Origin of the sequence: Microbulbifer thermotolerans, assembly GCF_900112305.1 — a bacterium.
GTDB lineage: Bacteria > Pseudomonadota > Gammaproteobacteria > Pseudomonadales > Cellvibrionaceae > Microbulbifer > Microbulbifer thermotolerans.
Genome location: NZ_FOKT01000001.1, coordinates 186220 through 205935, shown reverse-complemented (window position 1 = coordinate 205935; position 19716 = coordinate 186220). Strand labels below are relative to the sequence as shown.

The 19716-nt window shown below is 58.5% G+C and carries 15 protein-coding genes and 3 tRNA genes; 11 read left to right on the top strand and 7 right to left on the bottom strand.

What is annotated here, in order from left to right:
• Positions 1 to 247 precede the first annotated feature (247 nt).
• From prmC to hemA, 3 genes are read right to left on the bottom strand one after another with little or no spacing between them, the layout of a single operon-like run.
• Positions 248 to 1075, bottom strand: a complete 828-nt coding sequence (gene prmC, locus BM155_RS00870; RefSeq protein ID WP_074900556.1) for a peptide chain release factor N(5)-glutamine methyltransferase — start codon at positions 1073 to 1075, stop codon at positions 248 to 250.
• A gap of 21 nt (positions 1076 to 1096) precedes the next feature.
• Positions 1097 to 2179, bottom strand: coding sequence for a peptide chain release factor 1 (prfA, locus tag BM155_RS00865; protein ID WP_067152154.1), 1083 nt, complete (start codon positions 2177 to 2179; stop codon positions 1097 to 1099).
• The gene (hemA, locus tag BM155_RS00860; protein WP_067152153.1) at positions 2176 to 3453 is read right to left on the bottom strand and encodes a glutamyl-tRNA reductase; all 1278 of its coding nucleotides are present in this window, start codon (positions 3451 to 3453) and stop codon (positions 2176 to 2178) included. Before hemA ends, prfA begins: the two co-directional genes overlap by 4 nt.
• Positions 3454 to 3673: 220 nt before the next feature.
• Here hemA and BM155_RS00855 point away from each other — a divergent pair, with 220 nt between their 5' ends.
• From BM155_RS00855 to BM155_RS00805, 11 genes are all read left to right on the top strand, one after another.
• On the top strand, positions 3674 to 5458 hold the full coding sequence (locus tag BM155_RS00855; protein WP_074900553.1) for a tetratricopeptide repeat protein: 1785 nt from the start codon (positions 3674 to 3676) through the stop codon (positions 5456 to 5458).
• Between the two features lie 55 nt (positions 5459 to 5513).
• Positions 5514 to 6116 carry a lipoprotein insertase outer membrane protein LolB gene (gene lolB / locus BM155_RS00850; protein WP_231902465.1) on the top strand — a complete coding sequence of 201 codons (603 nt, stop codon included), beginning with the start codon at positions 5514 to 5516 and terminating at the stop codon, positions 6114 to 6116.
• A gap of 68 nt (positions 6117 to 6184) precedes the next feature.
• Positions 6185 to 7057 (top strand): 4-(cytidine 5'-diphospho)-2-C-methyl-D-erythritol kinase, encoded by an 873-nt coding sequence (gene ispE / locus BM155_RS00845; RefSeq protein WP_067152149.1) that lies wholly within the window; start codon positions 6185 to 6187, stop codon positions 7055 to 7057.
• 14 nt (positions 7058 to 7071) lie between these two features.
• Positions 7072 to 7146: transfer RNA gene (locus BM155_RS00840), tRNA-Gln, on the top strand.
• A gap of 295 nt (positions 7147 to 7441) precedes the next feature.
• Entirely contained in the window at positions 7442 to 8371 is a 930-nt protein-coding gene (locus BM155_RS00835) for a ribose-phosphate pyrophosphokinase (protein ID WP_067152147.1), read from the top strand.
• Positions 8372 to 8565: 194 nt separating this feature from the next.
• Positions 8566 to 9192 (top strand): 50S ribosomal protein L25/general stress protein Ctc, encoded by a 627-nt coding sequence (locus BM155_RS00830; protein WP_067152145.1) that lies wholly within the window; start codon positions 8566 to 8568, stop codon positions 9190 to 9192.
• A gap of 11 nt (positions 9193 to 9203) precedes the next feature.
• Positions 9204 to 9821, top strand: a complete 618-nt coding sequence (gene pth, locus BM155_RS00825) for an aminoacyl-tRNA hydrolase (protein WP_074900551.1) — start codon at positions 9204 to 9206, stop codon at positions 9819 to 9821.
• 18 nt (positions 9822 to 9839) lie between these two features.
• Entirely contained in the window at positions 9840 to 10931 is a 1092-nt protein-coding gene (gene ychF / locus BM155_RS00820; protein ID WP_074900548.1) for a redox-regulated ATPase YchF, read from the top strand.
• Between the two features lie 113 nt (positions 10932 to 11044).
• Positions 11045 to 11989, top strand: a complete 945-nt coding sequence (locus tag BM155_RS00815; RefSeq protein ID WP_074900546.1) for a DMT family transporter — start codon at positions 11045 to 11047, stop codon at positions 11987 to 11989.
• A 397-nt stretch (positions 11990 to 12386) separates the two neighbouring features.
• Positions 12387 to 12463 (top strand) — tRNA-Met (locus tag BM155_RS00810).
• A 38-nt stretch (positions 12464 to 12501) separates the two neighbouring features.
• A tRNA-Gln gene (locus BM155_RS00805) sits at positions 12502 to 12576 on the top strand.
• Positions 12577 to 12927: 351 nt separating this feature from the next.
• Here the strand turns inward: BM155_RS00805 and BM155_RS00800 are convergent.
• The 4 genes from BM155_RS00800 to pyk form a co-directional block, all read right to left on the bottom strand.
• Entirely contained in the window at positions 12928 to 13959 is a 1032-nt protein-coding gene (locus BM155_RS00800) for a sulfite exporter TauE/SafE family protein (protein WP_074900544.1), read from the bottom strand.
• A 123-nt stretch (positions 13960 to 14082) separates the two neighbouring features.
• Positions 14083 to 14799 carry a SapC family protein gene (locus BM155_RS00795; protein ID WP_067152129.1) on the bottom strand — a complete coding sequence of 239 codons (717 nt, stop codon included), beginning with the start codon at positions 14797 to 14799 and terminating at the stop codon, positions 14083 to 14085.
• A 300-nt stretch (positions 14800 to 15099) separates the two neighbouring features.
• Positions 15100 to 17724 carry a TonB-dependent receptor gene (locus tag BM155_RS00790; protein WP_074900541.1) on the bottom strand — a complete coding sequence of 875 codons (2625 nt, stop codon included), beginning with the start codon at positions 17722 to 17724 and terminating at the stop codon, positions 15100 to 15102.
• 543 nt (positions 17725 to 18267) lie between these two features.
• Complete coding sequence (gene pyk / locus BM155_RS00785) at positions 18268 to 19704, bottom strand: pyruvate kinase (protein WP_067152125.1); 1437 nt, start codon at positions 19702 to 19704, stop codon at positions 18268 to 18270.
• Between the last annotated feature and the right edge of the window lie 12 nt (positions 19705 to 19716).

Sequence of the window (19716 nt, the reverse complement as noted above, 5' to 3'; positions counted from 1 at the left end):
AAGTTCTCAGGGGCGGATATGAAGCTCAGGCGATAGGACGGACATTTCGAAACCGTCGGATACAGGGATGTAACCGACGGAGCTACAGGGAAATACTCGTGCGTTTTCGAAATATCCGTCCTATTGCCTGCCCCCCGGAAGCTACCATAGTGTTCACGCGAATTAATCAGAGGTTCCTTTGCGATAAAAAGTCCCAGCCACGGCAACCGGTGAAGCGGCGCCCAATGGCAGGGAGCAGCTTCGGATATTACTTCCGCCCCAGCGTCACGCGCTCCCAACCGGAATAATCTTTGCGACTCTCTACCCCGTGCAAGCCCGCATCGGCAAACAGTTCGCGCACCGCCGCCGCCTGCTGCCAGCCGTGCTCCACCATCAGCCAGCCTCCGGGCTTGAGGTATTCGCCACTGTGCCGCGCTATCGCCGCGATATCCGCCAGTCCTTCGCCCTCCGCCACCAGAGCGGAGCGCGGCTCAAAACGGACGTCGCCTTCCGACAAGTGCGGGTCGGCGGCATCGATATAGGGCGGGTTGCTGACAATCAGGTCAAATTCCCGCTGCGGAATCTCGGCAAACCAATCGCTCTGCACCAGCTCCACATTGCCAAAACCAAGTGCCTTGCGATTTTCTTGCGCGAGCGCCAGCGCATCGGCGGATTTCTCCGCGGCAACAATCGCCCATCCCGGTTTTTCCGCGGCCAGCGCCAGGGCGATGGCGCCGCTGCCGGTGCCCAAATCCAGAGCCCGCAATTGCGTTTGCGGACACAGCTGCAGAGCGATTTCCACCAGCAGCTCGGTTTCCGGGCGCGGGATTAAAGTGGAAGCGTTGACTTTCAGCGACAGCGACCAAAACTCCCGCTCTCCCGTCAGGTATGCGACCGGTTCGCCTTTTTTACGCCGCTCGAACAGGCGCTCAAACTGTCTCTGCTCGCTCGGCGTGAGCTGATATTCCGGCCAGGTGTAAAGCCAGGTACGCGGGCGGCCGAGCACATAGCCGAGGAGCACCTCTGTATCCAGGCGGGCGCTGTCGCTGTCCGCCAATTCTCTACAGCGGGACAGCGTTTCTTTCACCGTACTCATTGCAAATCTGCACCCGGCCCGTCACTGGCCGAGCGCAGCCAATTGATCCGCCTGGTACTCGGTGCGCAACGGCTCGATGACCTCTTCGAGTGCCCCCTGCATGATCTCGTCGAGCTTGTACAGTGTCAGACCGATGCGGTGATCGGTGACGCGCCCCTGGGGAAAGTTGTAGGTGCGAATACGCTCGGACCGGTCGCCACTGCCCACCAGATCCCGGCGCGCATCGGAGATTTCCTTGGCCGCCGCGGCCTCCTGCTCGCTGGAAAGCTTGGCCTGCAGCAGCGCCATGGCCTTGGCGCGATTCTTGTGCTGGGAGCGCTCGTCCTGACACTCCACCACAATACCAGTGGGGATGTGGGTGAGACGCACGGCCGAATCAGTCTTGTTCACATGCTGGCCGCCAGCGCCGGAAGCGCGGAAGGTATCCACGCGCAAATCCGCCTTGTTGATCTCGATCACATCCCGCTCATCCGGCTCCGGCATCACCGCCACGGTACAGGCGGAGGTGTGAATGCGGCCCTGGGATTCCGTCTCCGGCACCCGCTGCACCCGGTGCGCCCCGGACTCAAATTTCAGTTTGCCGTAGACGCCCTCGCCGATCACGCGGGTAATAATCTCCTTGTAACCACCGTGTTCGCCGGGATTTTCACTGATTATTTCGATTCTCCACCCCTGGCGCTCGGCATAGCGGGAATACATGCGGAACAGATCGCCAGAGAAAATGGCGGCCTCATCGCCGCCTGTACCGGCGCGGATCTCCAGGAAGACATTCTTGCGGTCATTGGGGTCTTTGGGCAGTAACAGCGTCTGCAACTCCCTCTCCAGCGGCTCCAGCTGCACCTCGGCGTCCCGCAACTCCTCCTCGGCCATCGCCCGCATCTCTGGATCATTTTCCTGCAGCATTTCCCGCGCCGCTGCCATATCCTCCTGCAGTTGCTTGTAGCGGCGGTAGCACTTGACCACATCTTCCAGTTCGGCGTATTCCCGGGACAGGTCGCGAAACTGCTCCTGGTCGGAAATTACACCGGCGTCACCAAGCAGCGCGGAGACCTCCTCGTGGCGTTCCACCAGATGATCGAGTTTGGTTAACAGCGAGTCTTTCATCCGTCTTTCTTCTCTAATTCGGCATTGGGCGAGGGGTCCAGGCCGATTACCTCCCGCACGACACGCAGCCGCTCCAGATCGCCCTCGGCAGTGGCGCGTTTGAGGCTGACTGTGGGAGCGTGAATCAGTTTGTTGGTCAGGGAACGGGTCAGTTGCTCCAGAAGCCGCCGCGGGTCTCCGCCCTTTTCCAGCTGTGCCAGCGCCCGCTCCAGCTCCGCACTGCCAATCTCCTGGGCGCGGCGGCGATAACTGCGGATGCTGTCCACCGCGCCCAGGGCGCGGTACTGGCGCATAAATTCGGCCGCGGCCGAGTCAACAATAGTGTGCGCAGCCTCTGCAGCCTTTTCCCGCGAGCGTTTACCTTCATCGATTACACCGCGCAGATCATCCACTGTGTAGAGGTAAACATCATCCAGCTGACCCACCTGGGGTTCGATGTCCCGCGGCACGGCGATATCCACCATAAATACCGGCCGATGGCGGCGCTTCTTCAGGGCCGTTTCCACCGCGCCCTTGCCGAGAATTGGCAACTGGCTGGCGGTGGAGCTGATCACAATATCCGCCCGCGGCAGGTGCTGCGGAATATCCGCCAGCAATATCGCCTCGGCATCGAGATTATCCGCCAACTGTTGCGCCCGGCTCAGGGTGCGGTTGGCGACGATCAGTTGATTGACGCCCTGCTCCAAGAGGTGGCGCGCCACCAGCTCAATAGTCTCACCAGCACCGATCAACAGCGCTTTCTGCTGGCTCAAATCCGTAAAGATACGCGAGGCCAAAGAAACAGCGGCATAGGCCACGGACACCGGGTTTTCGCCGATGGCGGTCTCGGTCCGCACTTTTTTCGCCACCGCAAACACTTGCTGGAAAGTGCTGTGGAGCAGGCTGCCCACACTGCCGCTATCGCGCGCCACTGCGTAGGCGGACTTGATTTGGCCGAGAATCTGCGGCTCCCCGAGCACCAGTGAGTCCAAACCGCAGGCCACCCGCATCATATGCCGCACAGCGGATTCGCCCGTGTAGCAGTAGCAGGATTTCTCCAGCTGCTGTAGGTCAACCTGGTGGTAATCGGCCAGCCACTCCAGCAACCGACCGGGCTCGAGCTGGCCGTATATCTCTGTCCGGTTACAGGTGGAAAGTATCGCCAGCTCCTTGCAATCCAGCGCCTTGCGCGCAGCCGCCAGCGCTCCGGGGACCAGCTCGGGGGCGAAGGCCACCCGCTCGCGCACCTCGATTGGCGCGCTGTCGTGATTGATTCCCAGAACGAGGATTGGCATAGATATCTGTCGGTGTTAAATCTGGAGGTACGGCGTCGGGAGCGCATTTTCCCGGGGGACAGGGCCACTTGCAAGCGATGGGCGGTCGCCGGGCAGTAAGATACTCGAAGAAAGGCGGGCCCCGAACGCCCCAATACGCGAATCGCGGCTAGAATTATACGGCGGTCAACGCATAAACCACGCCGGCTGCCACGCGGCGCCAACGCACGGATTCGCCCCTATGCTTCCAGCAGCTCACCCGATTCCCCTCATGCAGTTTTTCCGTCTGCCGGCTTCATTGCTTGCGGTGATCCTGTACCTGCTCCCTGCCTGTACCCAGCAGGGAGCGGCCCCCGACCCCAAAGAGACGCCACAATCCCGAATGGCGGTCTCCGGCGGAGGGGAAATCGCCGCGCGCCCCTTCCCTATTGATACGTTCTATACCCTGCTCGTAGCCGAAGTGGCCGGCAATCGCGAACACTACGACGTCGCATTGCTGAACTACTACCGGCAGGCGGCACAGACACGGGACCCCGGAGTGGCCGCCCGCGCAACCCGCATAGCGCGGTTTCTGAACGCGCGCCGCATGGCGCTGCGGTCGGCGCAGTTGTGGGCGGAACTGGAGCCGGAAAACGCCGAGGCCCAGCTGGCCGCCACCGCGGAACTGACCCTGGCGGGAGAACTGGACACCGCCCTGACACACGCGGAAAAGGCGCTGGCTCTGGGCGGCGACGCACCACTGCAATCCCTGGCTGCCACCGCCGTCAACAATCGCACCATTGCAGAAAAGTTACTGCCGGAATTTCGGCGCATGGCGCAGCAATACCCCGACAACAACGAGGCCGCCCTGGCCCATGCAATGATGCTGCGGGCCACAGAGCAATACCCGCAGGCGCTGGCGATCGTTCGACAAGTTCAGGAACAGGACCCTGATTTGCTGGACGCCCTGCTGTTGGAGACACATCTGCTTGTCGACCAAGGCGAACGCACAGAGGCCGTCCAGCTGCTGGAAAAACTGGTGAGCATCTATCCGCGGGAGAGCCGCCTGCGTCTGCAGTACGCGCGATTACTGATCCGCGAAGACTTATCCCTGGCTCAAGAGCAGTTTGCGGAGCTGGTCAAGCTGCACCCGAATGACGGCAATATGATCCTATCCCTGGCGCTGATTCGCTACGAGACCGGCGACCTGGACGCGGCCAAACCGCTGTTTGAACGCCTGCTGGTGTTGAGACAGCATGAATCCGCCGCGCACTTCTATCTCGGCAGTATTGCCGAAGATAAAAACGACGCCTCCACAGCCATCACTCACTACCGCCAAGTACAGCCCGGCAACGACTATGTCGAAGCCATCTCCCGAGGCACTCGCCTGCTCGCCAGTGCGGGCGAGCTACAACACAACCGCGACTGGTTCACGGAATTACGCCGGCGCCACCCGGATCAGTCGGAACACTTTTACCTGATGGAAGTCCAGCTGCTCAGCAAACACGAGGAGTACCAGCAAGCACTGAAACTCGCCGACCGCGCACTGGAAAAACACAGCGACAGCGGCCGACTGCTCTATGTCCAGGCACTACTCAACGAACAACTGGGCAATGTCACTGCCTTTGAGCGGGGCATGCGGCAGCTACTGGAGCGCGACCCAGACAACGCCACTGTGCTCAATGCACTTGGATACAAGCTGTCTGAAGACGAAGACCGCCTGGATGAAGCGCTCGCCCTGATCAGCAAGGCGCTAGAGCTGCGCCCGGACGATGCATCCATCATCGACAGCATGGGCTGGATACAGTACCGTCTCGGCAACCACAGCGAAGCAGTGAAATACTTACAAGACGCTATGGAGAAAATGCCCAATCACGAAATTGCCGCCCACCTCGGCGAAGTACTCTGGGTGCAAGGCAACCGCGAACGGGCCATGGAAATCTGGCAACAGGGACTGCAAATCAACCCGCAGAGCAAGATCATCCCGGCGGCAATGAAACGCCTGCAAATCAACGAGTCTTTGGAACAACATGCATCGGAATCCTGAACAGACGAACCCGGAACGCCGGAGTTCGAAACACGGAAAGTGCGTTGCGCGCGCGGTGAGCGGAGCCTCCGCACAACTGGTCCTGATCCTGACCGCACTACTGCTCGGCGCCTGCGCCGGCCAGCGCCCGCAACCGCCGCAAATACCCGCCCCGGCCGCTTCCCCGGCGGCGCAACTGCAGCACTGGACCATCAAAGGCAAGCTGGGTGTGCGCTCCCCCAATGAAAACGGCAGCGCCAACCTGACCTGGCAACAACAGGCCGCGAGCGATTACCGCATTCACCTCAGCGGACCGCTGGGCGCCGGCAGTACCGTGATTACCGGCTCCCCCGCCGGTATCCGTTTACAGCGCGGCGGAGATCCCCCAATGGAAGCGCGCAACGCGGAAGAGCTCACAACGCAAACTCTGGGCTGGCCACTGCCGGTCAACGAAATGTTTTACTGGGTTCGCGGCCTCGCCGCACCCGGCCCTGCCAGTCAGCAGCAGCGCAATGCCCAGGGACAACTGCAAAGTTTGCAACAAGCCGGCTGGCAACTGATCTTCAGTGACTACCAGAACCGCGGGGCCTATGTACTACCGACGCGCATCAATGCGTCCACACAAGGCGCCGCCGGACCGGTGACAGTCAAGCTGATTATCAAGGAGTGGCTGTTCTGATACGAAATGATGAAAGCCGGTCATAGCGTTATGATTCGGCTTTCATCATTCATCGTTTATCAGAAATTATGCAGCTTCCCGCTCCCGCCAAACTCAACCTGTTCCTGCGCATTCTCGGCCGCCGCGCGGACGGCTACCACCAGCTACAGACACTCTTTCAGCTCCTTGACTTCGGCGACGTACTCGAGTTCGAACGCCGCAATCACAAAGCGGTCAGTGTCGAATGCGACGGCCTGGATATTCCCCTACAGGACAATTTAATTTTCCGTGCCGCGCAGCTGTTGCAGCAGGCAACTGGTTGCGACAAAGGCGCACATATCCGCCTGCAGAAAAATTTGCCCCAGGGCGGCGGTATCGGCGGCGGCAGCTCCGACGCGGCCACAGCGCTACTGGGTCTCAATCATCTGTGGGACTGCGGGCTGACGCTCGAGCAACTGGCGACGCTGGGCCGGCAACTGGGTGCTGACGTGCCCGTGTTCGTGCGAGGGCGTACCGCCTGGGCGGAAGGCATAGGTGAAATACTGACCCCGGCGACCACCGAAACCCGCCACTATCTGGTATTGATGCCGGACTGTCAGGTGAGCACCGCCGCGATTTTCAGTGACCCGCGTTTGACAAGAGATTCGCCCGCCATTAAATTAGCGCACCTTCGTGAGGGGGACCTGAACAGCCAGTGGCTGGAGCGGCACTCCGGCAACGACTGCCAGGCACTGGTCGAAACACTCTACCCGCAAGTGCGGGAGGCCAGAGAATGGTTGCAGCAGTTCGCCAAAGTGCAACTGACCGGCACCGGCGCCTGCGTATTCGGGGTGTTTGAGTCCAAACAGTCGGCGACAGAAGTGTTCGCCGAGCTACCGGGAAAATGGAGCGGCTTTGTCGCCAGCGGCGTACAGGTGTCTCCCACCCACCGGCAACTCGCGAAGATAGCGTCCACCACTTGAGACGCAAAATACACTGGGGCGTAGCCAAGCGGTAAGGCAGCGGGTTTTGATCCCGTCATGCGTAGGTTCGAATCCTACCGCCCCAGCCATTTTTTTTTCGGGCGGAGCGATGCCCGAATGAAGCCGCCGGGCGCAACCGGTTCGAGCCGCAAGCCACTGAGGCTGCGAGTCCAAAAGACTGAGCTCCCTCCGAGTCCCGGCCATTCCCCAACTGACGAATTCCCTGTGGGAGCGACCCGCGATCGCGATGAACGCTGAACCCTATTCCGATTCCGCTCGCACTTGTGGATCACTCCTGCACAGCACAGATACCCACCCCTTACAGGTATCCGCACCGCATTTCACTTCCAGACAAAACCAAAGGAACTCTCAGTGGCTGACTTAATGGTCTTTACCGGCAATGCGAACCCGGAACTGGCACAGAAAATTGTCGACCATATGGCAATTCCCATGGGAGAAGCGACCGTCAAGCGCTTCTCCGACGGCGAGATCGCCGTGGAGATCACCGATAACGTGCGCGGCCGCGACGTCTTTGTAGTGCAGTCCACCTGTCAGCCCACCAACCGCAACCTGATGGAGCTGATACTGCTGGTGGACGCCCTGCGCCGCGCATCCGCGGGCCGCATCACTGCGGTGGTACCCTATTTCGGCTATGCGCGCCAGGACCGCCGCGTGCGCTCCCAGCGGGTGCCCATTTCCGCCAAAGTCGTCGCCGACATGATGGTCAGCGTAGGCATTGACCGGGTACTGACCGTCGACCTGCACGCGGAACAGATTCAGGGCTTCTTTGATGTCCCGGTGGACAACGTCTACGGCTCATCCGTACTGCTGGACGACATCGAGCGCCAGAACCACGAGAATCTGACCGTGGTTTCTCCGGATATCGGCGGCGTGGTCCGCGCCCGCGCAGTGGCCAAGAGCCTGGAATGCGACCTGGCGATTATCGATAAACGCCGCCCCACCGCCAACGTGGCCGAGGTAATGAACATTATCGGAGAAATCAAAGACCGCACCTGTCTGCTGGTGGACGATATGGTCGACACCGCCGGAACCCTGTGCAACGCAGCCAAGGCCTTGAAGGACCACGGCGCCAAGAAGGTTATCGCCTACTGCACCCACCCGGTCCTGTCCGGCGCAGCCATCGACAACCTAAACAACTCGGTCCTGGATGAGCTGGTCGTCACCGACTCCATTCCGCTTGGCGACAAGCAGGAGCGCTGCCCTCGCATCCGCCAGCTGACCCTGTCCGCAATGCTGGCGGAGGCAGTGCGCCGCATCAGCAACGAGGAATCCCTGTCGGCAATGTTCCGCTGACGCCCCCGGGGCGAACCCTCGCCCCAAATTTCCCCCGCGCCCCACTGGCGCGGAATCAGCACATCCCGTAGAATACGCGCCCGCCCGGCAGCACTGCCGGGCGTTTACTATTGGATTGACACAATCCGATCTACAGCAACGTCAGGACAGCCCGGTCGCAGGTTGTCCTGAACAGACAACCCGAGGTTTATCCCATGTCTGATATCAAACTGAACGCCAGCGTCCGCAGCGACGAAGGGAAAGGTGCGAGCCGCCGCCTGCGTCGCCTGGAAGGCCGTGTACCCGGCATCGTCTACGGCGGCGAGGCCGAGCCGCAATCCATCTCCGTACTGCAAAAAGACCTGCTCAAAGCCCAGGAAAACGAAGCCTTCTTCTCCTCAGTCCTGTCCCTGGACATCGACGGAAAAGAGGAAAAAGTCATCCTGCGCGACCTGCAGCGCCACCCGGCCAAGCCGATACTGCTGCACGTGGATTTCCAGCGCGTATCCGCCAACACCAAGGTACACCTTAAGGTGCCACTGCACTTCCTGAACGAAGATACCTGCAAGGGCGTCAAGGCTGGCGGAATCGTCTCCCACACCCTGACCGAACTGGATATCAGCGCCCCCGCTTCCAAACTGCCGGAATTTATCGAAGTTGATCTGGCCGATCTGGATATCGACGGCGTATTGCACATCTCCGACATCAAACTGCCGGAAGGTACCGAGTCCGTAGACCTGAGCCACGGCCCGGACCACGATCTGGTTGTCGCTTCCGTGCACAAGCCGCGCGGCGCTGTCGAAGCTGAAGCAGAAGCTGCCGAAGGCGAAGGCGAAGAGTAAGGGTCAGTACCTTGGCCAAGGCACCGGAGACGCCAATCCAACTGATCGTCGGGCTGGGCAACCCCGGCCCGGAATATGACCGGACGCGGCACAACGCCGGTGCCGACTTTGTCGCCGAGCTGGCGCGCCACTGCGGCGGCCAGCTCTCCCCAGACAGTAAATACCACGGCCTCACCGGCCGGGTGCGGATTGGCGGTGAAGATGTACGCCTGTTGATTCCCACCACCTATATGAATCGCAGCGGCCAGTCCGTCGGCCCGCTGGCAAATTTCTTTAAGATTCCCGCCCAGGCTATCCTCGTGGCCCACGACGAACTGGATCTGCCCCCGGGCACCGCGCGGCTGAAAGCCGGCGGCGGACACGGCGGCCACAACGGTCTGCGGGACATCATCGCCGCCCTGGGCAACAACCGCGACTTCAAGCGCCTGCGTCTCGGTATTGGTCACCCGGGCAGCGCCCGCGAAGTGGTCAACTATGTGCTCGCGCGCGCCCCCAGGGTGGAACAGGAACAACTGGCCACAGCCATCGAGCGCGCTATGGAAATAATCCCAGCCGCCGTCGCCGGCGACTGGGAAGCGGCCATGAAAACACTGCACACACAAAAACCGGGCCCCGGCAAACGCCCGTAAACCACTGGAATATCGACCATGGGATTCACTTGCGGAATCGTCGGACTGCCCAACGTGGGCAAGTCCACCTTGTTTAATGCCCTGACCAAAGCGGGCATCGACGCCGAAAACTTCCCCTTCTGCACCATTGAGCCCAACGCCGGAGTAGTACCAGTACCCGACGCCCGGCTCGACAAACTGGCGGAAATCGTGAAACCGCAAAAGGTGCTTCCAACCACGATGGAATTCACCGATATCGCCGGCCTTGTGGCCGGAGCCTCCAAAGGGGAAGGACTCGGCAACAAATTTCTGGCCAATATCCGCGAAACGGATGCCATCGCCCACGTGGTGCGCTGCTTCGAGGACGACAATGTGATCCACGTGGCCAACCAGGTGCACCCCGCTGCGGATATTGAAGTCATCAACACGGAGCTGGCACTGGCAGACCTGGAAACTGTAGAAAAAGCCCTGCAGCGCTACACTCGCGCGGCGAAAGGACAGGACAAGCATGCCATTGTGATGAAGGGGCTGCTGGAAAAAATCCAGCCTCACCTGAATGAAGCCAAACCACTGCGCTCCTTCGGCCTTTCCGATGAAGAACTGGCAAATCTGCGCGAGCTGAACCTGCTCACCGTCAAGCCCACCATGTACATCGCCAACGTGGACGAAGACGGCTTCGAAAACAACCCGCACCTGGATGCGGTAGCCGCCATTGCGGCGGAAGAAAATGCGGTACTGGTACCCATTTGCAACAAGCTGGAAGCGGAAATTGCCGAGCTGGACGACGAAGAAAAACAGGAGTTCCTCGAAGAATTGGGCATGGAGGAGCCGGGCCTAAACCGTGTTATCCGCGCCGGCTACCAACTCCTGGGCCTACACACTTACTTTACCGCCGGCGTCAAGGAAGTCCGCGCCTGGACCATTCCCGTCGGTGCTACCGCGCCCCAGGCTGCAGGTAAAATCCATACGGACTTCGAAAAAGGCTTTATCCGCGCCGAGGTCATCAGCTACGCCGACTTCGTGGCCCACAACGGCGAAGCCGGTGCCAAAGAGGCCGGAAAGTGGCGCCTGGAAGGCAAGGAATACGTAGTTCAGGATGGAGACGTTATCCACTTCCGCTTTAACGTCTGACCCCCGTCCGCCGCGAGCGCCGTTCCTGCACCGACTACAATCCCTGCAGGGGCGGCGCAGGCCAGCAACCAGCCGCCCCGCCTGTCCGCCCCACAAGCTTTCGCGGAATTACAATGCATCAATCCAACTGGAAAATCGGCCTACCACTGGCCCTGATCACCGCTTTCATGTGGGGACTGCTGCCCATTGCCCTCAAAGGCCTGCTAGACACCATCTCCGCCACCACCGCCACCTGGTACCGTTTCGTGGGCGCCGCCTTACTGGCGGGTGGTTACTACGGCTGGTCGCGCAGACTGAACCTGCGCCAGCTGTTCGGACGCACCCTGCTGCCTTTTACACTCCTGGCCGTCGGCGGCCTGCTCACCAACTACCTGACCTACGCCACCGGGCTCAACTACATCACCGCCGGAGCATCGCAGATAGTGATCCAGCTGGCGCCGCTGATGCTGTTGGTTTCCAGCGTGCTGTGGCTCGGCGAAGATTTTTCCCCACGCCAGTGGCTGGGCGTCATCATGGTGGCCTCCGGTCTGCCGCTTTTCTTTAATCAGCGGCTGCCGCAGCTGCTCAGCGGTGCCGGTGGAGACTATCTGCTGGGGCTCGGTTTTGTCCTTGTCGCAGCCATTGGCTGGGCTGTGTATGGGTACAACCAAAAGAAAATATTGCGTCACGCCGCCTCGCAGCACCTGCTGGTGCTGATTTACATTACCGGCACACTTTGCTTTCTACCGATGGCCGACCCTCTCAGTGTCACCCGTCTGAACGGGCTCGGATGGACACTGCTGGTTTTTCTCACCGCCAATACCCTGATCGCTTACGGCGCCTTCAGCAAGGCACTGGCCAACTGGGAAGCATCCCGCGTGAGCGCAACACTGGCTCTGGTCCCGCTGATCACTCTGGCGCTGGGAGCACTGATAGGCACCCTCTGGCCGGGCTATATCGAAGTGGAGCCGCTAAACTGGATCAGCTGGCTGGGCGCGGCTGCGGTAGCCTGTGGCTCCCTGCTAGCCGCTGTGGGCAAAGGCCAGCGCAGACACTCGGATCAAGGAACCTCTGATTAATTCACCTCCTGGCGGGAAAGTGGCTTAAAGACCAGAGCCGACTGCAGCGCGCACGCGAATTTATCAGAGTTTCTCTAAGTAACCTCTGATTAATTCGCTTCCTGACGGTAAAAATTCTTTGGAGCTAGATGAGAAGCCCAGGTGATAGGATGGCCATTTCGAAACCGTCGGATACAGGGATGTATCCGTCGGAGCTACAGGGAAGTACTCGTGCGTTTTCGAAATGGCCATCCTATTGCCTGAGCGCCACGGAACTAGCCAAAGCGTTCACGCGAATTAATCAGAGGTTCCCTAACTTACTGAAAAGACAGCGAAAACAGGGGTTGACAGCCCCGCCCCGGCGCCCGATAATGCGCGCCCTCGGTAAGGCCCACGGGCAAAATTATCGAGCAACAGTGGCAAGGTAGCTCAGCTGGTTAGAGCGCAGCACTCATAATGCTGAGGTCGGGAGTTCAAGTCTCCCCCTTGCTACCATTTTCAAACCGTGAATCCATGATTCACAGTCCTGTAACTGGGGCGTAGCCAAGCGGTAAGGCAGCGGGTTTTGATCCCGTCATGCGTAGGTTCGAATCCTACCGCCCCAGCCATTTTCCCTTACTCTTCCATCCCCGCGCCTCGCATTTGCGAATTCCTGAACTCACGACAGTCTCGTGTGCGCTAAGTTGGCGGGCTACGAAGTGCCAAGAAACCTCTGATTAATCCGCTTCCTGACGGCAGTAGTTCTTCGGGGAGAGGATGAGAAGCTCAGGTGATAGGATGGAGCCACAGGGAAGTACTCGTGCGTTTTTGAAATGTCCATCCCGTTGCCTGAGCGCCCCGGAACCTACCATAGTGTTCTCGCGAATTAATCAGAGGTTCCCTAGAGTAGTGCCACCCTCGGAATGCGAACAAATCAGGAGCATCTTAGTACACGCAGACGAGCGCCAAGGGCGCGCCAATTAGGCCGCCCCGGACAACTCCTCGCGCATACTGGAAGCCTTCCTCACCGCCGCACCGGAAGTGGCCAGTTGCAGCCCCAAGCGGCGCAACCACTCCAAACCAAGCAGGCCGACACCGGCAGCAACCAAGGTTCCCAGCAGCCCAATAGGGCCCAGCGCATCCCACTCCGCGATACAAGTCCAAACAAACTGCACCACACAGAGCACAGCCACCACCAGCAACGTCGGCCGCCGACCAATCAGGCCGACGATATATACGCCCAGTGGCGCCCCCAAAGCCACCACTGGTGCCGCCGCCAACCAGTTGCCAAAAACCTGCGCCTGCCAGTCTCCCACCAACGTCTTTACCGCCACTCCGATAAGAGAGGTAAACGCCATAATCACCACCGAGGTGGGAATCGCAACTTTCAAATCCACACGACACAGCAGCACCAAGGCTGCGTAGACCACCATATCAATACCGACACCAGTGACTGCCGCGGCAAAAGCCCCCGCCAGCACACCCAACGCCAAGCCCACACGGAAATCCCGTCGCGGACACAGACCGGCGCTCTCGCTGTGCGCGGTAATCTCACCGAGTCGGTAGAGGTGAAGTATGCCGAAACTGCCCCAGATCACGGCAAACACCAGTTTAATCCACAGCTCGGGAATCAACGGGGCGACCAGTAATATGCCGAGGGGGGTGCCGATCAGTGCGCCCAGCATACTGCCGCGCAACATTGACCAGGCCAGGGGCTGCCGGCGACAAAGAATAAAAATACTGGCACTGACCATACCTATGGATTGCACTGCAAAACTGAAGTCGCGCCCCAAGCTCGCCGGGGTATCAAACAGGAGAACGAGAACCGGAAAGCCCACTGTTCCCCCACCCATCGGCGTGGAACCGGCTGCATAACTGCCGAGAGCCATGGCCAACGCCATTGGCCAGTTTTCACGAGCTTCGGGCCAATAGCCATAGCTCGCAACCAGAAGCAGCCAGACGCCATAGAAAGCAAGCAGGAATATCAGCCACACCCAAAGATATGTACGCATAACGGTGTCCAGAGAAAAGGAGAACTGGCGGCTGGGTGAAAGAGAAGGCAGGTGCTGTTTCGGGACAGTTGCGCTTCGGTTGGCGGTCTGAGGCCCGGTGGGCCTCAGACCGCCCCAATCGCATCAGGCGCCGGCCTGCATCTTCGCGAGTTTAGAGAACTGGTGCAGCGAACCCAGTTGTGCGTACAGCGGGGGCAGGAAGCCGCGCTTGCGGAAATCAGCAAAATCTTCGTCGCTCAATTCGCCCAGTTTTTTCTCGTCAACAATGTAGATACCGTTGAGATTGATCTTCTCCTTGCCGGCGTTGACGGTTACCGTCTGCGAAGTCAGCAACTCCTTTTCTGCCAGAATATTGACGAAGGCCTTGGTCATCTTGTCGCTCTCGAGGAAGCTCACCAGGGTTTCCTTCTTGGCCTTGAGGTAGTCAGTCTCTTCACCCTCTTCACTAAACAGCGCATTGCCCTCTTCTTCACTGACGAGGGGGCTGTTTTCAATTAGGCCCACCACCAATTGGTCACTGTTCTGACCGGCGGGTGCCAGTACAAACGGATGATTGCGGATACTGCCGGGGACGAACACGCCTTTCCAGCTGTCCCCATCGACAAAGAGGTTCTCTCCGACTTTCAGCCCCAGCAGGGCCACGGACTGGAACTCGCCGGTGTCGGAGTTCTTGACGAAGACAATTGGGTACTCCGCGCCCAGTCTGGCGAATTCATGAGCAGTCACCGGCACCATATGAGCATTCTTAACGTGCTCAAATGAAGCGAGCTCGCGAATCTTCAGTTTACCGTGCACATCGCGGCGCAAGGGAACGATTTTGGGGGGCTGCTTATCAGACATATAACGCTACCTGTAACCTTATTGGTTTGCTTATTGTGTAAATAGCGCAACAGTATATTTTCCTTAGCAGAAAAAGAAAGCCTTTACGCCCCTATCATTTTTTCGCGCGGATTTTGTAGCAATTTGGCAATCTTCGTTCGCTCTTGGGCCCTCCCCATGTAAAGCCCAGAAAAAGGGGGAGAGGCTCCCCCCAAGGATATTTGGGCCTGCCCACACACACGCAACGCCATTGTCGTGGCGGAGAGTTAACTGCGCGATTCAACCCCTGTGCAGGCCCGGCAAGACCGCTAGCCACCTTTGCTAGAAGGTGTAGCGGGCACCGATGGCAAAGCGGCGGCCATTTTCATACAGCGACATCAGGCGATCCTCATCCTCACTGTATTCGATGATCTGCTCATCGGTCAGATTGACCGCCTCGAAGGTCAGCTGGGCATTATCGGTGATATTGTATGAAAAGCTGGCATCCCATTGCCCGTAGGCATCATTCGAGAGCGGATTGCCATTCCAGTGGAAGCCCTTACTCCATTCTGAACGGTAGTTGTACATCAAGCGGGCGCCAAAGGTGTCGTTCTCAAAGTAGCCCATTAAGTTGGCCATATTCTCGGAAATACCGACCACCACATCGTCATTGGTATCCGTGTAGGTATAGTTCGCCTGAAAGCCGAATCCATTGTCAAAATCATGGAGAATGGCGAGTTCCAGACCACTGACAGCGCCCCCTATTCCGTTGGCAGGACGCGAGAAATCCACGTCCACCCACACATCATCCGCCTCGTAGTAACGGGCATCGGTATAGGTTTCCTGGACCAGGTAACTCTGATTATCTTTAAAGAATAAGGTGGCGGAAAAAGCCGAGACGTCGCCGTAGTACCACTCGTAGCCAAAATCCAGCTGATTGGCAATAAAGGGCTTCAACTCCGGGTTGCCCGCCTGACCTTTGGGATCGGGAGCATTCAATGCTCCGTATGTCTCAAAGGGAGAAATCTGATTCCAGTTCTGCCGGGCCATGACCCGCGCCGCGGATGCCCGCAGCACCATATCCTCATTCAAGTCATACGCTAAATTAACACTCGGCAGAAATTCACTGTATTTATTGTCGACCGTTACCCACTCCAACTCTGAGGGTGCGAGCCATTCGCGGTCCAGAGTATCAAAGCCCCAGGAGTCATCGCTGAAGCGCCAGCCGGAAGAGGCCTGATCGGTTGTCACATAGCGCACTCCGAAGTTGCCCCGAAAACTCTCGCTTTCAAAATCCGCTTGTAGATATACCGCGAAAATATCTTCTTCGACCTCCCAGTTATTCGCCAATTCACGGGATATCGCATAGTCAGCGGAAACACCGTTGAGCCCGCCAAAAGCGATCTCTTCCATCACTTCCCGCATTTGCTCGATGACTTCTGTCGCGTTGCCACCCACCGGGGAGTCAATATTTATGGTACCGCCAGAATTCAGCCCACAACTGGCGAGCGTCGGACATGAGGCAAGGATATAGTCGAGGTAGGTGTCCGCGAGATCTTCGTTGCCGGCCATGGTGTCTGCACCGTGCCAGCTGTAGACAATGCGATCCTGCGTGCGTTCTGCATTGCGCACCTTGATGCCCGTTTTGATGGCGGTAAACGCACCGGCATCAACGGGAAGCTCCAAATCCACCTGAAAATAGTTTTCTTCATCGGTAGTCGGCTTCTCGCCACCCCAGATCCAGCCGGCGGTAGAGGTATAGGCTTCGGCATCGCTGGGCGCCGGATTCGTACTTAGGGAGGGGGCATTCAAATCAAAAGCATAATCCCCACCATCCCATCCGTACTCCCACGAAGTTTCACGGTAGGTTCCCCCTTCCGCCGAAGTGCTTCCCAGCACCACATCCAAAGCGAAAACATCGGATTCATATTCGGCAGTCAAGGTGAACGACTGCGTTTCAGAGGAGGATACACGGTTGATCCAGTTCACCACGCCCCGGCCAGCACCAGTGATTTCCGAGGCCACAACACTGGATCCGCTGATCTCACCGTTGGCGGCATGCTCAGCCGCGTTGTCACCGGAAAACACCAGCCAATTGCCATTCATGTTGTCGGCACTCATTGTGGAGTCCAGTGCGTCCAGAGTGAAAAGCAGTTGGTCTGTCGCTCGGAACTGTGCGGATAGGAAGTAAGTTTCCCGTTCACGCTCTTGATAAAAAGTTGGTGCCCCCATAGTGCCGGGCACCATAATTCCCGGAGTAGCCTCATCGGTCCAGGAGAGAACTTCAAAACCGGATCTTTGTACCGTGCGGTCCTGCCTGGTCGCAGACAGCAGAACCCCAAAAGTTTCACTATCGTTTTTCCAGGAATACTGGCCGGAGATACTCGGATCCATTTCCTCGGAAGTCTCGGAATAAATACTCTCCACTGCAATAGCGCCCTCACCTGCCGCCAGATCCAGTGGGCGGTGTGTGCGCACATTCACTGTGCCGCCCAGGGATCCCTCATCCTGAGAGGCCGTCGGGCTCTTGGAAACTTCCAGCGAGGAAATCAATGTGGAAGGCAAAAGCGTAAAATTAAAACTGCGGGCGGGATTATCCAGAATAAACCAGTCAGCGGTCGCAACAGACTGGCCGTTGAGAGTTGTGCGGTTGTAATCCGGACCCGCGCCGCGAATAGATACTTTTTCGCCCTCGCCAAATTCTCGGCTGACCGCTACGCCGGTCATGCGGGAGAGAGACTCTGCGATATTTTTATCGGGAAACTTGCCCACATCCTCGGAGGAAATCGCATCCACAATATTATCGGCATTGCGTTTGGTACTCATCGCGTCCTGCAGGGAAGTACGAATACCAGTGACAGTAATTTCTTCGAATAGAGCTTCTTGCGCCACCACTAGTGGCGAGAACAGACCGCCGCTGAGCACGGCCACCCCAATGGAAAGTGAAAGCTTGTTGCGCTGTAGCATCGGTTTCCCCTTTTTTTATTGATATTCCCAAGTCGTAAGCGTTTTGGTCTTGGTTTAAGTGCAGATGATAGCGTTGTCATATTTGGTTATGATAACGCTGTCATCTGCGACAGACCGAAGCTACACAGAAAAAAAACAAAAAGCTAGCGGCCAGGCGTTTATTCACGTTTTACAGGTTTTATTTCGCGCCATCGTGTTGAATAAGACGACAGACGCATTTCCGAGCTGATCACACGCCCCCCCCTGCCACCGCACCAGAAATACCCCGCCTGAAGGGACGTACATTTCGCAAGCGAACACTACCTTCCCCGCCGCTTTCACGATGTGTCTCCCGTCTTGCATTCGCCATCCAATTGTTCGGGGGCAGAATCTAATTTATTGAGTGAATGAATCAGGGCTTTCCGGTATACAATCCACAGCGAACCGTCAGCCCCTCTTGGAAAACTGACCGCGTGATAAAAAGAGAGAATAGGCGGGGAAACCGGCGCACCGGCTGCCTCCCGCCCTGCCTGGCGGCGGGACGGGAAGTGGGAGAAGAAAAGGCTACTCGATTTCTTTAATCCGCATCGAGTTGGTATGCCCTCCCATATTCAGTCGCTCGCCCTGAGTGATCAAAATGCGCTGGCCTTTTTGCAAATCCAGACGAGAGCTCAACACTTCAATAATGGCTTCCGTCAAATGGCCGAGCGGGACGGACGCGGGGTCGAACTCCACGGGCTCCACACCGCGCAACAAGACCAGTTGGCGGGCAACCGACGGGTGGCGGGTCAAGGCGTAAATTGGCAGGCGCGTAGTGGCCCTGGACATAATGCGCGGGGTGCGGCCGGATTCACTCAGCGCCGCGATAGCACAGAGATTTTCCACCCGCGCGGCCACATCAATAGCCGCCTGAGCAATCACCGTGTCGATGCGTTCGGAAGCGCTCTGGCTTGCGGCTGATTGCGGCACGCTGCCGAGATACTGTTCCGCACCGACGATAATTTCACTCATGGATTCCACCGCCGCAACCGGGTATTCGCCAGCTGCTGTCTCCGCCGATAACATGACAGCATCTGTACCGTCGAGCACGGCGTTGGCCACATCCATTACTTCGGCACGTGTCGGAGTGGGGCTGGTGATCATTGACTCCATCATCTGGGTAGCGGTAATCACTCCCCGGTTCAGAGCATTCGCGCGATTGATCAGTTTTTTCTGCACCCCGATCAAAGCGGCATCCCCGATTTCCACGCCCAGGTCGCCACGGGCAACCATGATTGCATCGGCAGCCAAAATCAGGCTATCCATCTGTTCGTCGCTGGCGACCGCTTCGGCGCGCTCCACTTTGGCGACGATGGCAGCGCGGCTGCCGGCTTCCTGCATGGCGCTGCGAGCGGTTTCCAGGTCCTCCGCACAGCGCGGAAAACTGACCGCGAGAAAGTCCACTTCAAGTTCCGCTGCCAGCTTGATATCGCGGTAGTCTTTTTCCGTCAGCGCCGGAGCAGACAGGCCGCCGCCGAGCAGGTTAATACCTTTGTTGTTCGACAGTTTTCCGCCCTGCAGTACACGGCAATAAAGTTTCGTCGAAGTAGTACCAGTGACCTCGAGGCGGATCTTGCCGTCATCGAGCAACAGTATATCGCCCGCCTTGCAATCGCTGATCAGACTGGGATAGTCCACATTGACCCGATGTTGGTCACCGCCGTCCGCGGGACAGTCCAGATCCAAGGTGAACTCGCTGTTGTTCTCCAGCCAGATACTGCCTTCGGCAAAGCGGGCAATGCGGATTTTTGGTCCCTGCAGATCTCCGAGCACAGCGACCATCTTGTTCTGTGCCGCAGCGGCGCGGCGCACTTCCTCCACCCTGCGGCGGTGGTCGTCGGCGGAGCCGTGGGAAAAGTTCAAACGCACAATATTGACACCGGCGCGAATCATTTCTTCGATGACACGGGGTTTGTCTGTGCCGGGGCCGAGGGTGGCGACAATTTTGGTGTGGCGAATCATGGGATCCTGTTG

What these genes read in the sequence shown, in the direction of transcription:
- prmC (WP_074900556.1), bottom strand. Translation starts at nt 1,075, where the DNA reads ATGAGTACGGTGAAAGAAACGCTGTCCCGCTGTAGAGAATTGGCGGAC.
- prfA (WP_067152154.1), bottom strand. Translation starts at nt 2,179, where the DNA reads ATGAAAGACTCGCTGTTAACCAAACTCGATCATCTGGTGGAACGCCAC.
- hemA (WP_067152153.1), bottom strand. Translation starts at nt 3,453, where the DNA reads ATGCCAATCCTCGTTCTGGGAATCAATCACGACAGCGCGCCAATCGAG.
- BM155_RS00855 (WP_074900553.1), top strand. Translation starts at nt 3,674, where the DNA reads ATGCTTCCAGCAGCTCACCCGATTCCCCTCATGCAGTTTTTCCGTCTG.
- ispE (WP_067152149.1), top strand. Translation starts at nt 6,185, where the DNA reads ATGCAGCTTCCCGCTCCCGCCAAACTCAACCTGTTCCTGCGCATTCTC.
- BM155_RS00835 (WP_067152147.1), top strand. Translation starts at nt 7,442, where the DNA reads ATGGTCTTTACCGGCAATGCGAACCCGGAACTGGCACAGAAAATTGTC.
- BM155_RS00830 (WP_067152145.1), top strand. Translation starts at nt 8,566, where the DNA reads ATGTCTGATATCAAACTGAACGCCAGCGTCCGCAGCGACGAAGGGAAA.
- ychF (WP_074900548.1), top strand. Translation starts at nt 9,840, where the DNA reads ATGGGATTCACTTGCGGAATCGTCGGACTGCCCAACGTGGGCAAGTCC.
- BM155_RS00815 (WP_074900546.1), top strand. Translation starts at nt 11,045, where the DNA reads ATGCATCAATCCAACTGGAAAATCGGCCTACCACTGGCCCTGATCACC.
- BM155_RS00800 (WP_074900544.1), bottom strand. Translation starts at nt 13,959, where the DNA reads ATGCGTACATATCTTTGGGTGTGGCTGATATTCCTGCTTGCTTTCTAT.
- BM155_RS00795 (WP_067152129.1), bottom strand. Translation starts at nt 14,799, where the DNA reads ATGTCTGATAAGCAGCCCCCCAAAATCGTTCCCTTGCGCCGCGATGTG.
- BM155_RS00790 (WP_074900541.1), bottom strand. Translation starts at nt 17,724, where the DNA reads ATGCTACAGCGCAACAAGCTTTCACTTTCCATTGGGGTGGCCGTGCTC.
- pyk (WP_067152125.1), bottom strand. Translation starts at nt 19,704, where the DNA reads ATGATTCGCCACACCAAAATTGTCGCCACCCTCGGCCCCGGCACAGAC.